This is a genomic window from Morganella sp. B601 (genome assembly GCF_051172335.1).
Taxonomy (GTDB): Bacteria; Pseudomonadota; Gammaproteobacteria; order Enterobacterales; family Enterobacteriaceae; genus Morganella; species Morganella morganii.
The window spans coordinates 608,530-620,403 of the sequence record NZ_JBPIZE010000003.1 but is presented as its reverse complement, the minus strand read 5'-3'; the positions used below and the strand labels follow the sequence as shown (position 1 = coordinate 620,403).

Below are 11,874 nucleotides of genomic sequence, written 5' to 3'. Positions count from 1 at the left end.
ATCAGGTAAGCAGCACTCAGCAGGCGGTCTCAGCGGCCTGCTGCTGCCAGAATTGGTGTAAGCCGCGGCGGACGTTATCGACATCCGCCTGTGTGCCGAGCAGTTCAAAACGGTATAAAAACGGCACCTGACATTTGGCAGCGATAATGTCACCGGCGATGGCATAAGCGCGGCCAAAGTTGGTATTTCCGGCGGCAATAACACCACGCAGCAGTGCCCGGTTCTCAGGCCGGTTGAGAAAGCGGATCACCGGACGCGGCACCGCGCCGCTGTGATGGCCGCCGCCGTAGGTTGGCACCAGCAGCACAAAGGGCTGAGTGGCGGTAAGGTCACCGTCTTCCGGCAGTCGTGTGGCCGGGATCCCCAGTTTTTCCGTGAAACGGTGGCAGGTTTCTGAACGGGTGGAGAAATAAATCAGTGCCTGTGTGGTCATGGTGCCTCCGGTGTGTGCGTTTCAGAGGGCGGCAAGCTTGTCGGGACGGAACCCGGCCCAGTGATCCTGACCGGCGATCACCACCGGCACCTGCTGATATCCCAGTGTGCGGACATGCTGATACGCCTGCTCATCCTGAGTGATATCAATGACACTGAACGGAATATTTTTCCGTGTCAGCATCTGGTAAGTGGCATTGCACTGCACACAATCGGGTTTGCTGTAGATAGTCACTGTCATGGCGGTTTCCCGTGGTTATCGCTGCCCGTTATGAGCAGATATCGTGGGTTAATTGTGTCTTGAATGCTATATGTAGATATTAAATATATCAACCGCACTATATATAGTGTTTTTGTATTTTGAATGATTATCACTATTATTAATCCGGATGTGAGTAAATGCATGATGAACTGTCTGCACGGTGAATATGAGGAGGGGGAAAATCCGCAGCGACAAATGTCCCCGTCAGGCGTACAATAAAAAAATCTGAACTGTCTTTTGCAGACAGCTGAATTTATTGGCATCTGAACTGAAATCACACATTTATTATGGAATTAGCTCCGTCTTCCCGAACTATCCGCACACTCCTTGCTTCTGATACCCCGCTGATTGATGTCCGCGCGCCGGTTGAATTCAGCCAGGGAGCCATGCCTGCCTCACACAATCTGCCGCTGATGAATGATGAGGAGCGGGCCGCTGTCGGCACCTGTTATAAGCAGCAGGGCGCTGAAAAGGCACTGGCGCTGGGGTATCAGCTGGTAAACGGTGAGCGCCGTGAACAGCGGATAGCAGCCTGGCTGACGGCCTGTGCGGACTATCCGCAGGGTTATCTCTGTTGTGCCCGGGGGGGCCAGCGTTCGCATATCGTGCAGCAGTGGCTGCGGGATGCGGGAACGGAATATCCGCTGATCACCGGCGGTTACAAAGCACTGCGTCAGGCGGTGATTCAGGTAACCGAAGAGCTGGTGGCGCGCCCGGTGATCCTGATCGGCGGCTGTACCGGCAGCGGTAAAACCACGCTGGTGGGCGAACTGGCTGATGGTATCGATCTGGAAGGACTGGCGCATCACCGCGGATCGTCTTTCGGGCGCACGCTGGAGGCGCAGTTTGCCCAGGCAACATTTGAAAACTATCTCGCTGCTGCCATGATAAAAAAAGAAAATGCCGGAACCCGCTGGGTGCTGGAGGATGAAGGTCGCGCCATCGGTGCCAACGGCCTGCCGGAGCCGCTGCGGGCACAAATGGCACAGGCTTCGCTGGTGGTGGTGGAAGATCCGTTTGAGCGCCGTCTGGAACGGTTGAAAGAAGAGTATTTTGACCGCATGACCCGTGATTTCACCGCCGCATACGGTGAAGAAAAGGGGCGTGAGGCGTACAGTGAGTATCTGCATCACGGGCTGTCAGCTATCCGGCGGCGGCTTGGCATGCAGCGTGCGGCGGAACTGACCGCGCTGCTCGACAGCGCACTCGCGGAGCAGTGGCACAGCGGTAATACCGAAGCCCATTTCTCGTGGCTGTGTCCGCTGCTGGAAGAATATTACGACCCGATGTACCGCTATCAACTGAGCAAAAAAGCTGACCGCATCCTCTTTCGCGGCACCTATGAAGCCGTCGCCGACTGGCTGAAATAATTCGCTCTCTTATCATTCGTCAGAAAGCTGTTCACCGGGGTATCATTTTCCGGTGAACTGACTTGCATGAATTCATTTGCCTCGTTATTTTCTCTGTTGTGAGATGAATGACGTAAATGATGTTTGTCTCTTTATCATAATTAGGTTTTGCTATAGCAAAACCAGCACAAAGGGCAGACGTATGGCAACGACTTATATAAAGGCTCCGGCCGGATTTCCCCGCCGTTATATCATTATCAGCGCGGATGAGCAGGGGATCACTGAACTGGGATTTGATGATACTGCGCCGGAGCAGACAGACAGTGATAACCCGCATATCAGACAGTGTATTCATGAACTGGATGAATATTTCGCCGGGAAACGGCAGGATTTCAGTGTAAAACTCAATCCGCACGGTACGGAATTCCAGACCCGGGTGTGGGCGCAGTTATCAACCATTCCGTTTGCGATCACCTGGTCGTATAAAGATCTGGCGCTGAAGCTGGGCTCTGCCAATTACTGCCGCGCGGTCGGTATGGCAAACGGGCGTAACCCTATTTGTCTGATTATTCCGTGCCACCGGGTGATTGCACACGACGGTTCAATGGGCGGATACAGCAGCGGCCTGGATATCAAGCAGTGGCTGTTGCGCCATGAGGGCATTATCTGAGTAAAAAGGTGGCAAATGTTGCTGACCGTTGAAATAACCAGGACAAATCCTCTGGTATATCAGCGGAATATCTCTCACAATGTTGTTATCCGGCGGGTAGTTTAGTATCGAACCAGATTGCCCGGCAGGATCAATACAGTCTGAAAACGACTGGCCGGGTACTGATGAAGTACTATCACTTGTTAAAGGGTTTTTTTGAATGTCAAAGCGCAAAGGTAACGTGAAGTGGTTTAACGAAGCAAAAGGTTTCGGTTTTATCACTCCGGAAGACGGCAGCAAAGATGTGTTTGTTCACTTCTCTGCAATTCTGAACGACGGTTTCAAAACACTGGCAGAAGGCCAGAAAGTGGAATTTGAAATCGTTGATGGCGCTAAAGGCCCGTCTGCTGCAAACGTTGTCTCGATTTAAGTTGTAACACGCTATACCGTAGCCGTTATTTTAATTCGACATTATCGTGACGAAAACCCGTTACTCACCATAGTAACGGGTTTTTTTATATCAGCGCCGGTTAGCGACCTGGCTGAGCCAGACACTGCCGATCACCACGATAACCCCCGCACACTGTAACAGGCTCAGTTGCTGATCCAGCACAAACCAGCCCAGCAGTACCGCCGTCAGCGGGCTGAGAAAACCGAGCGATGCGACTGAATTCGGCCCGAGGATTGCCAGTCCGCGAAACCAGAACAGATAGGTCAGCGCCGCGCCAATCAGCCCCAGATACAATAATCCGCTGATATTGAGCAGCGTCAGCGGCGGCAGTGCCGGTTCAAGCAGCAGAGAGACCGGCAGCAGCAGTAATCCGCCTGCGGTGAGCTGCCAGGTGGTAAAGGTCAGCGGTGAGACATCCGGCTGCCAGCGGCGGCTCAGCACTGTACCGGCGGCCATGGAGAACGCACCGGCTAATCCGGCAATAATACCGATGGTGTCGAGTTTTGCCTGCGGTGTCAGTAACAGCAGCGCCACCCCGCCTATCCCGCACAGTGCACCGAGCACTGCCAGCGGCTTCAGTACATTGCCCAGCACCATCCGGGAGAGCAGCAGCACAATCAGTGGCTGAATAGCGCCGACAGTCGCGGCCACGCCGCCCGGCAGACGATAGGCCGAGACAAACAGCAACCACCAGAACACCGCGAAGTTCAGTGCCCCGAGCACGAAAATCCGCCCCCACCAGATCCCTTTCGGTAACTGCCGGATAAACAGCATCAGCAGCAGACCGGCGGGTAAGGCGCGCAGCATAGCAACAGTCATCGGGTAGCCAGCGGGCAGCATCTCGGTGGTCACCAGATAGGTACTGCCCCAGACGGCGGGAGCGAGTGCTGTCAGACATAAAACGCCACTACGTTTCATAATTTACTCATTAATAATGTGATATGGAACGCATCATAATCCGCATCAGTTGCGGTGGGAATAGCGGCAGGGGGGCAGAGCACAAAAGACATATATCATTGAGCGGTTTCCGGTCAGGTAAAACGCCGGTAACGGGCAGACGCTTTTCATTTCTTTGCCTGCTATTCATCCCTGTACCCGGGCATAAAAAAACCGCCGTTTTTCAGTGGCGGTTTCAGGTATTCACAGAATGGCGGGGAATTACTTAACTTCTTCGCCTTTAGCCTGCAAATCAGCATGGTAAGAAGAGCGGACAAACGGGCCGCAGGCGGCGTGAGTGAAGCCCATCGCCATTGCTTCGGCTTTCATTTCCTCAAACTCTTCCGGGCTGACATAACGCTGAACCGGCAGATGGTGACGGCTCGGCTGGAGATACTGCCCCAGGGTCAGCATGGTCACGCCGTGACGGCGCAGGTCGCGCATCACATCGAGGATCTCTTCATTGGTTTCGCCTAAGCCGACCATCAGGCCGGATTTGGTCGGGATCTCCGGATGGGCTTCTTTAAAGCGCTCCAGCAGTTTCAGTGACCACTCATAGTTAGCGCCCGGGCGCACCTGGCGGTAAATACGCGGTACGTTTTCCAGGTTGTGGTTGAAAACATCCGGCGGGGTAGCGGTCAGGATCTCCAGCGCTTTATCCATACGGCCGCGGAAGTCCGGCACCAGGGTTTCAATTTTAATCGCCGGGCTGTGGTCGCGGATAGCGGTGATACAGTCAGCAAAGTGCTGTGCGCCGCCGTCACGCAGGTCATCACGGTCAACAGAGGTGATCACCACATAACGCAGTCCCATATCTTTGATGGTCTGACCGAGTTTCTGCGGTTCGTTGGCATCCGGTGCATTCGGACGGCCGTGGGCAACGTCACAGAACGGGCAGCGGCGGGTGCAGATAGCCCCGAGGATCATAAACGTGGCGGTACCGTGGTTAAAGCATTCGCTCAGGTTCGGGCAGGAGGCTTCCTCACAGACAGAATGCAGGCCGTTACGGCGCATTGCATCTTTGATCCCTTTGATTTTATGGGAATCAGCCGGAAGTTTGATTTTCATCCAGCTTGGTTTGCGTAATCGTTCGGTCGTCTCTGATACCAGGTTTTTGACCGGGATAAGCGCCATTTTATCGGCATCACGGTATTTGATACCGCGTTCCATCTGAATTGGTTTACTCATGTTTATGTCATTTCCGGTTAGATTCATCGGATAGTGATTGATGAGTGCCGTGGTGACGGCCTGTCTGCTGAATGTAACGAAGTCATCAATCTTTTAAAAATCTTTTTAAAAATGTTAAAAAAATTATATCACTATTCTGCGGCAAGTTGGAATCCTAATTGCCGGCAGAATTGTGCGGTCAGCACGGGCTGAACATCCGCAAGGGTAATACCGGGAACAAAATCAGCCAGTTGTGTCATGGCGAGACCGGCATAGCCACACGGATTAATGCGGTGAAAAGGCTCGAGATCCATATTGATATTGAGTGCCAGGCCGTGGAATGAGCGGCCGTTGCGGATCCGCAGACCGAGTGAACAGATTTTGTTACCCGCCACATAAACACCGGGGGCATCCGGGCGCGGGTAAGCGTCAATATTCCACTGTTTCAGGGTCTCAACCACAGAATTTTCCAGCGCGGATACCAGTTCGCGCACACCGATTTTGTCGCGTTTGAGATCAATCATCACATACATGACCTGCTGTCCCGGGCCGTGGTACGTCACCTGGCCGCCGCGATCGGACTGGATAACCGGGATATCACCGGGGGCGAGGACATGTTCGGCTTTTCCTGCCTGACCCTGGGTAAAAACGCGCTCATGCTCGACCAGCCAGAGCTCGTTGCCGGTTTCCGCCGTACGCTGTTCGGTAAATTGGTGCATGGCTTCAGAGACAGGATGATAAGGCCGCAGGCCCAGCTGACGTAAAATGATGGTGTTATTTTGCAAAATGGTATCTTCAGATCGGTATGCCGAGTCAGCAGTATAACGCGCACGGCAAATGCGTACCAGTGATGCGCATAAAATGTTCAGAGGGATAAAAAAAAGGCCGCCTTTCCGGGCGGCCTGAAATGATGAAGAAATGATGGTGTTACAGCACCATTCTCACGCGCTCTAACGCGCCTAATTCTTCGTACAGATTCTCGATCTGCTCAATGTGTGTCGCGTCAATGGTGACAGAAACGGAATGATAGGTTCCTTTGCTGCTTGGTTTGATTGACGGACTGTAGTCACCCGGCGCGTGGCGCTGAATCACTTCCAGAACATCATTCACTAATTCCGGTTCAGCGGCACCCATCACTTTGTAGGTAAATGAGCAGGGGAACTCTAACAGTTCATTGAGTTTGGTTTTCATGGGTGCTCCTTAATAAAGCAAAACTTCAGATGAATTAAATATGGGGATAGTTCATCTGATTTCAAGTCTCAGCCGAACCAGCGGTGAAACAGCAGGCGGATATAGTCGATCAGACGGCTGAAGAAGTTCCCTTCCGGTACCGCTTCCGTCACGACCAGCGGCCGTGTTTCAATGATCTGGTTGTCGAGCTGGAAATTAATGGTGCCGACCACCTGGTTTTTCGCCAGCGGTGCATGCAGCTCGGGCTCGGTCAGGACAAAACCGGCTTTCAGATCTTTCAGGCGGCCGCGCGGAATGGTGATATAAACATCATTTTCCACCCCTAACTGCACTTTGTCTTTATCCCCGAACCAGACGATTTCAGACACCAGCGGGTTGTCTTTCTGCATCGGTCTGACCGTTTCAAAGAAACGGAAGCCCCAGGTGAGCAGTTTCTTGCTTTCCGCATTACGGGCTTTGGCAGATTTGGTACCCATCACCACGGAGATCAGACGCATATCCCCTTCGGTGGCGGAAGCGACCAGGTTATAACCCGCGCCGTTGGTGTGGCCGGTTTTAATCCCGTCCGCATTCAGGCTTTTATCACCCAGCAGGTCGTTACGGTTTTGCTGGGTAATATTATTATAGGTGAATGAACGCTCTTTATAGATAGCATATTCATTCGGCACGTCGCGGATCATCGCCTGACCAATCAGCGCCATATCCCGCGCACTGCTGTACTGGCCGTCGGCATCCAGGCCGTGAACAGTTTTAAAGTGGGTATTTTTCAGACCAAGCTGTGCCACATACTGGTTCATCTGGCCGACAAACGTGTCCTGATCACCGGCAACAAACTCGGCCATCGCCACACAGGCATCATTACCGGACTGCAGGTTGATACCGCGTGTGAGATCCGCCACGCTGACGCGCTCGCCCGGTTTGAGGAACATCAGTGAGGAGCCGCGGAATACCGGGTTACCGGTCGCCCAGGCGTTTTCCCCGATGGTGACCATGGTGTCCGGCGTGAATTTACCGGTGTTCATTGCCTGGCCGATGACATAGCTGGTCATCATTTTGGTCAGACTGGCCGGGTCACGGCGGACATCGGCATTTTTTTCCGCCAGCACTTTGCCGGAGTGGTAATCCATCAGAATATAGGATTCCGCTTCAATATCCGGAACAGGCGGGATGGTGGTATTAAGATTCGGAACATCAGCGGCAGAAGCTGCGGCGCTCAGTGCCAGGGTCAGACCGAAAGCGGCCAGGCGCCCGGCGCGGTGTTGATAAGTCGTTGCGTATTTCATGAGTGTTAAAACAACATTGATGATGCCGGTGAAAAAGAAACGCTATCATAGCAAAACTGCTATGACAGCGCGTAGTGTTATCACTGCCTGTTTTTAAGGTGCAAGGATAAATGAATTCATATTCAGTTGCTGCTGAAGGCGTCCCTGTACTTCGGCGGCCCGTTCACGGCTGGTAAACGGCCCCAGCTGGACACGGAACATATCACCGGAGGATTCTGTCATACCGGGCACACCCAGTTTATCGCTGAGTTCTTTCTGCCACTGTGTTGCGCGTTCCGCATTTGCCACGGCACCCACCTGGACACGGTAACCGCTGACAGCGGCCTGTTGCGGCGCAGGTGCGGCGGTGTTTTCAGTTTGGGTTTCTGCCGGTGCTGCGGGCTGTTTGACGGTTGGGATCAGTGCGGATTCCGGCTGCGGCTGTGCCATGACAGGACGACTGTTGATCGGCACCACCGGCGTGGTGTTGGTCACCGGCGTACCGAGAGCACTGGTTTTGCCCAGTTCAGGGCGGCCCGGCAGGGCATAGCTCTGTTTGGCGACCACGGTACCGACAGTCCCGGAGCCGCTCAGCGAGCCGTCTTCCGCAACCACAATCGGGTCAATTTTAATTTTGGTATTCGGCAGCAGGTTCAGACGATCTGCGACAGCGCGGGAAAGCCCGATCTGTTTGCCCGGCATATACGGGCCGCGATCGTTAATCCGCACCACCATCATGCGGTTATTCGCCATATTGGTGATCCGCGCATAGCCGGGGATTGGCAGCGTCGGGTGGGATGCGGTCAGTTCGGCGCTGTTGACGATTTCGCCGGTAGCAGTCCGGTTGCCGTTCTGAGCCTGGCCATAAATCCAGGCATAGCCCTGCTGACTGAAGTTTTCCGGATCACGGACAATCTGATACTGCTGACCATTACGGACGTAATCATTATTCGCGCCCGGATGCAGCGGCTCATAGGACGGTACGGCGCCGAGAATCTCTTTTGCCGGGCCCGGCGGCGGTGTCTGTTTGACCGGCGGCTGCACTGACGGGCAACCTGCCAGCAACGCGGCCATCGCTGTGACCGCAATCCATTGTAAACGCATGAAAACCTCGTAATGTATTATAAGCTTTTTGACAGCATCTTACGGTGTGTATGAATTGACATGACAATACCAAACCCTGCCATTAATACAATCAGGGCGGAGCCGCCGTAACTCATCATCGGCAGCGGCACACCGACCACCGGCAGGATCCCGCTGACCATGCCGATATTCACAAACACATAGACAAAGAAGATGAGCATCAGACCGCCCACCATCACCCGTCCGAAGGTATTCTGGGCTCGGGCGGCAATCATCAGCCCGCGCATAATGATCAGCAGATAGAGTACCAGCAGGAAGATCACCCCGACCAGCCCCAGCTCTTCCGCAAGGACAGCAAAGATAAAGTCAGTATGACGTTCCGGCAGGAATTCCAGCTGGGATTGTGTGCCCAGCATCCAGCCTTTTCCGGTCAGTCCGCCGGAGCCGATGGCAATTTTTGACTGAATAATATGATAACCGGCACCGAGCGGGTCGGTTTCCGGATCGAGCAGCATCATCACGCGGCCGCGCTGGTAATCGTGCATCAGGAAAAACCAGAGCAGCGGAATAAAGGCGGCAAGCAGCAGCAGGGCTATCCCGATAAGGCGCCAGCTCATCCCGGCCAGGAACAGCACAAAAATACCGGAGGCGGCCACCAGGATGGATGTCCCGAGATCAGGCTGTGCGGCGACCAGCAGGGTCGGCACCACCACCAGCAGCAGGGCGATGGCGGTATTTTTCAGGGTCGGCGGACACTGGTCGCGGTTCATAAACCGCGCCACCATCAGCGGAACGGCAATTTTGGCAATCTCGGACGGCTGAAAACGGACAATCCCCAGATCCAGCCAGCGCTGCGCGCCTTTACTGATCTGCCCGAAGACATCCACAAAGACCAGCAGGATGACACAGACAATATAGAGGTGCGGTGCCCAGGTCTCATACACGCGGGGCGGGATCTGCGCCAGAACCAGCATAATGATGATACCGGAGAAAATCTGCCCGAGGCGGCGCTCCATCATTTCCGGATCCAGCCCGCTGGCACTCCACAGCACAAATGCACTGTAAACCAGCAGGATCAGCAGCAGCACCAGCAACGGGAAGTCGATGTGCATGCGGGTCATCAGGGATACTTTGCGCGGATTATCAGTCATGGGCATCACTCTGTTTCACTGCCGGGCGGTGATGGCGGAGCATCCGGCAGTACCGTGTTGTTATCACCCAGCAGGACGTGGTCAAGGATTTGGCGGACCAGAGTACCGACTGCCGGGCCTGCACCGCCGTTTTCCAGAATAATGGTCACCGCCACTTTCGGGTTATCGTACGGTGCGTAGGCAATCATTAATTTATGGTCGCGCAGGCGTTCCGCCAGTTTGCTGGCGTTATAGGTTTCGTAGCTGAACACCTGTGCTGTACCGGATTTGGCGGCTGCTTTGTACGGCGTACCGGCAAAGAATTTGCGGCCGGTGCCGTTCGGTGCGTTAGCCACGCCGAACATCCCGGACTTGGCCAGTTCCCAGTAACCGGAATGAATATCACCGATAGCAATATATTCTTTCTGTTCATACGGCAGCATACCGCCGCCTTCTTTGGTACCGAGCAGCAGGTGCGGTGTTTTCACCACACCGTCATTAATCAGGGTATTAAGGGCTTTTGACATCTGGATCGGCGTTGATGTCCAGTATCCCTGGCCGATCCCGACCGGGATGGTATCGCCCTGATACCACTGTTTCTTATAGCGCCGCAGTTTCCATTCACGGGTCGGCATCACACCGTTGTACTCTTCCATCAGGTCGATACCGGAATACTCGCCGTAACCGAAGCGGGTCATCCAGGCGGACAGGCGGTCGATCCCCATGTCATACGCCACCTGATAGAAGAAGGTATCTGCCGATTCAATAATCGATTTCACCACGTTCAGATTACCGTGACCATAGCGTTTCCAGTCACGGTAACGTTTTTCTGAGCCGGGCAGCTGCCACCAGCCGGGGTCAAAAATCGTGGTGTTACGGGTGATCACTTTTTCGCTGAGTGCTGCCACAGAAATAAACGGTTTCACTGTGGATGCCGGCGGATAGAGCCCCTGGGTGGTGCGGTTGATCAGCGGGCGATCCGGGTTATTGAGCAGGCCCCGGTAATCCGGGCCGGAAATACCGTTCACAAACAGGTTCGGGTCATAACTCGGGTTGGACACCAGTGCCAGAATCTCGCCGTTGCGCGGATCACTCACCACAACAGCTGCACGGCTGGTGGTCAGCAGTTTTTCGATATACATCTGCAATTCGAGATCAATTGTCAGATAGATATCTTTCCCGGCCTGTGGTGCCTGCTCGTGTAACTGGCGGATCACGCGGCCGCGGCTGTTGACTTCCACTTCCTCATAGCCGGTTTTGCCGTGCAGGACGGATTCATAATAGCGCTCAATACCCAGCTTACCGATATCATGAGTGGCGGCATAGTTCGGCAACAGACCGTCTTTATCCAGGCGCTCGACATCTTTATCGTTAATTTTTGCCACATAACCAATAACATGGGTCAGGGCGGAGCCGTAAGGATAGAAACGGCGCTGATAGCCTTTGATTTCCAGTCCCGGGAAGCGGTACTGATTTACCGAAAACCGCGCCACCTGAATCTGGTTGAGCGGGGTTTTCAGCGGAATAGAGGTAAAGCGGCGCGAACGGCGGCGCTCTTTTTCATAATTCGCGATGTCTTCATCGGTCAGATCGACAATCTCGCGCAGCTCATTCAGTACGTCCGGCAGGTCAGTGACTTTCTCCGGCACGATTTCGAGCTGATAAATGGTTCTGTTTTCCGCCAGCAGGGTACCTTTGCGGTCATAAATCAGACCACGGCTCGGCGGAATAGGGACCAGTTTGATCCGGTTATCATTGGAACGGGTCTGATAATCTTCATGGCGGTTAATCTGGAGATGATAGAGATTCACCACCAGTACGGCAGATAAAATAACAATACCGATAAATGCAACCACCGCACGGCGGATAAACAGGGCGGATTCCGCGCTGTAATCGCGGAAGTCCATCCGTTGCTTGTGTTTTTTCTTATCGCCGTCAGGCGCGTTCAGACCGGGCACTGCG

General features: G+C 54.0%; 13 protein-coding genes. 3 read left to right on the top strand and 10 right to left on the bottom strand.

Translation table 11 applies throughout. The annotated features are described in order from the left end of the window. Positions 1-16 precede the first annotated feature (16 nt). The gene (nrdI, locus tag ACSBQN_RS11460; protein WP_004240863.1) at positions 17-433 is read right to left on the bottom strand and encodes a class Ib ribonucleoside-diphosphate reductase assembly flavoprotein NrdI; all 417 of its coding nucleotides are present in this window, start codon (positions 431-433) and stop codon (positions 17-19) included. Positions 434-454: 21 nt separating this feature from the next. Next, positions 455-673 (bottom strand): glutaredoxin-like protein NrdH, encoded by a 219-nt coding sequence (gene nrdH / locus ACSBQN_RS11455; protein WP_024474189.1) that lies wholly within the window; start codon positions 671-673, stop codon positions 455-457. A 308-nt stretch (positions 674-981) separates the two neighbouring features. Between nrdH and mnmH the strand changes: the two genes are divergently transcribed. The 3 genes from mnmH (at position 982) to cspE (ending at position 3,122) form a co-directional block, all read left to right on the top strand. After that, a complete protein-coding gene (gene mnmH / locus ACSBQN_RS11450; RefSeq protein ID WP_024474188.1) occupies positions 982-2,064 on the top strand; it encodes a tRNA 2-selenouridine(34) synthase MnmH in 1,083 nt (360 codons plus the stop codon). A 181-nt stretch (positions 2,065-2,245) separates the two neighbouring features. Beyond that, positions 2,246-2,713 carry a methylated-DNA--[protein]-cysteine S-methyltransferase gene (locus tag ACSBQN_RS11445; RefSeq protein ID WP_024474187.1) on the top strand — a complete coding sequence of 156 codons (468 nt, stop codon included), beginning with the start codon at positions 2,246-2,248 and terminating at the stop codon, positions 2,711-2,713. A gap of 199 nt (positions 2,714-2,912) precedes the next feature. After that, the gene (cspE, locus tag ACSBQN_RS11440) at positions 2,913-3,122 is read left to right on the top strand and encodes a transcription antiterminator/RNA stability regulator CspE (protein WP_004235583.1); all 210 of its coding nucleotides are present in this window, start codon (positions 2,913-2,915) and stop codon (positions 3,120-3,122) included. A 90-nt stretch (positions 3,123-3,212) separates the two neighbouring features. On the opposite strand, the gene ACSBQN_RS11435 is transcribed toward cspE, so the two are convergent. The 8 genes from ACSBQN_RS11435 to mrdA form a co-directional block, all read right to left on the bottom strand. Continuing rightward, entirely contained in the window at positions 3,213-4,061 is an 849-nt protein-coding gene (locus ACSBQN_RS11435) for an EamA family transporter (RefSeq protein WP_004240855.1), read from the bottom strand. Between the two features lie 240 nt (positions 4,062-4,301). After that, on the bottom strand, positions 4,302-5,267 hold the full coding sequence (gene lipA, locus ACSBQN_RS11430; RefSeq protein ID WP_004235585.1) for a lipoyl synthase: 966 nt from the start codon (positions 5,265-5,267) through the stop codon (positions 4,302-4,304). Positions 5,268-5,398: 131 nt separating this feature from the next. After that, positions 5,399-6,031, bottom strand: a complete 633-nt coding sequence (lipB, locus tag ACSBQN_RS11425) for a lipoyl(octanoyl) transferase LipB (RefSeq protein WP_337137327.1) — start codon at positions 6,029-6,031, stop codon at positions 5,399-5,401. Between the two features lie 142 nt (positions 6,032-6,173). After that, positions 6,174-6,437 (bottom strand): DUF493 family protein YbeD, encoded by a 264-nt coding sequence (gene ybeD / locus ACSBQN_RS11420; protein WP_004235588.1) that lies wholly within the window; start codon positions 6,435-6,437, stop codon positions 6,174-6,176. 68 nt (positions 6,438-6,505) lie between these two features. Continuing rightward, positions 6,506-7,720 carry a D-alanyl-D-alanine carboxypeptidase DacA gene (gene dacA, locus ACSBQN_RS11415; protein WP_024474185.1) on the bottom strand — a complete coding sequence of 405 codons (1,215 nt, stop codon included), beginning with the start codon at positions 7,718-7,720 and terminating at the stop codon, positions 6,506-6,508. Positions 7,721-7,813: 93 nt separating this feature from the next. Further along, the gene (rlpA, locus tag ACSBQN_RS11410) at positions 7,814-8,803 is read right to left on the bottom strand and encodes an endolytic peptidoglycan transglycosylase RlpA (RefSeq protein ID WP_354632898.1); all 990 of its coding nucleotides are present in this window, start codon (positions 8,801-8,803) and stop codon (positions 7,814-7,816) included. Between the two features lie 17 nt (positions 8,804-8,820). Further along, positions 8,821-9,933: a peptidoglycan glycosyltransferase MrdB gene (gene mrdB / locus ACSBQN_RS11405; RefSeq protein WP_354632897.1), complete on the bottom strand. Its 1,113-nt coding sequence runs from the start codon at positions 9,931-9,933 to the stop codon at positions 8,821-8,823. 5 nt (positions 9,934-9,938) lie between these two features. Next, positions 9,939-11,819, bottom strand: coding sequence for a peptidoglycan DD-transpeptidase MrdA (mrdA, locus tag ACSBQN_RS11400; protein ID WP_004235592.1), 1,881 nt, complete (start codon positions 11,817-11,819; stop codon positions 9,939-9,941). Positions 11,820-11,874: the final 55 nt, after the last annotated feature.

Bases quoted from the DNA above. Each gene is read 5' to 3' on its own strand.
- mnmH (WP_024474188.1), top strand. From the start codon at position 982: ATGGAATTAGCTCCGTCTTCCCGAACTATCCGCACACTCCTTGCTTCT.
- rlpA (WP_354632898.1), bottom strand. From the start codon at position 8,803: ATGCGTTTACAATGGATTGCGGTCACAGCGATGGCCGCGTTGCTGGCA.
- ACSBQN_RS11445 (WP_024474187.1), top strand. From the start codon at position 2,246: ATGGCAACGACTTATATAAAGGCTCCGGCCGGATTTCCCCGCCGTTAT.
- nrdH (WP_024474189.1), bottom strand. From the start codon at position 673: ATGACAGTGACTATCTACAGCAAACCCGATTGTGTGCAGTGCAATGCC.
- lipA (WP_004235585.1), bottom strand. From the start codon at position 5,267: ATGAGTAAACCAATTCAGATGGAACGCGGTATCAAATACCGTGATGCC.
- dacA (WP_024474185.1), bottom strand. From the start codon at position 7,720: ATGAAATACGCAACGACTTATCAACACCGCGCCGGGCGCCTGGCCGCT.
- nrdI (WP_004240863.1), bottom strand. From the start codon at position 433: ATGACCACACAGGCACTGATTTATTTCTCCACCCGTTCAGAAACCTGC.
- mrdA (WP_004235592.1), bottom strand. From the start codon at position 11,819: ATGGACTTCCGCGATTACAGCGCGGAATCCGCCCTGTTTATCCGCCGT.
- ACSBQN_RS11435 (WP_004240855.1), bottom strand. From the start codon at position 4,061: ATGAAACGTAGTGGCGTTTTATGTCTGACAGCACTCGCTCCCGCCGTC.
- mrdB (WP_354632897.1), bottom strand. From the start codon at position 9,933: ATGACTGATAATCCGCGCAAAGTATCCCTGATGACCCGCATGCACATC.
- ybeD (WP_004235588.1), bottom strand. From the start codon at position 6,437: ATGAAAACCAAACTCAATGAACTGTTAGAGTTCCCCTGCTCATTTACC.
- cspE (WP_004235583.1), top strand. From the start codon at position 2,913: ATGTCAAAGCGCAAAGGTAACGTGAAGTGGTTTAACGAAGCAAAAGGT.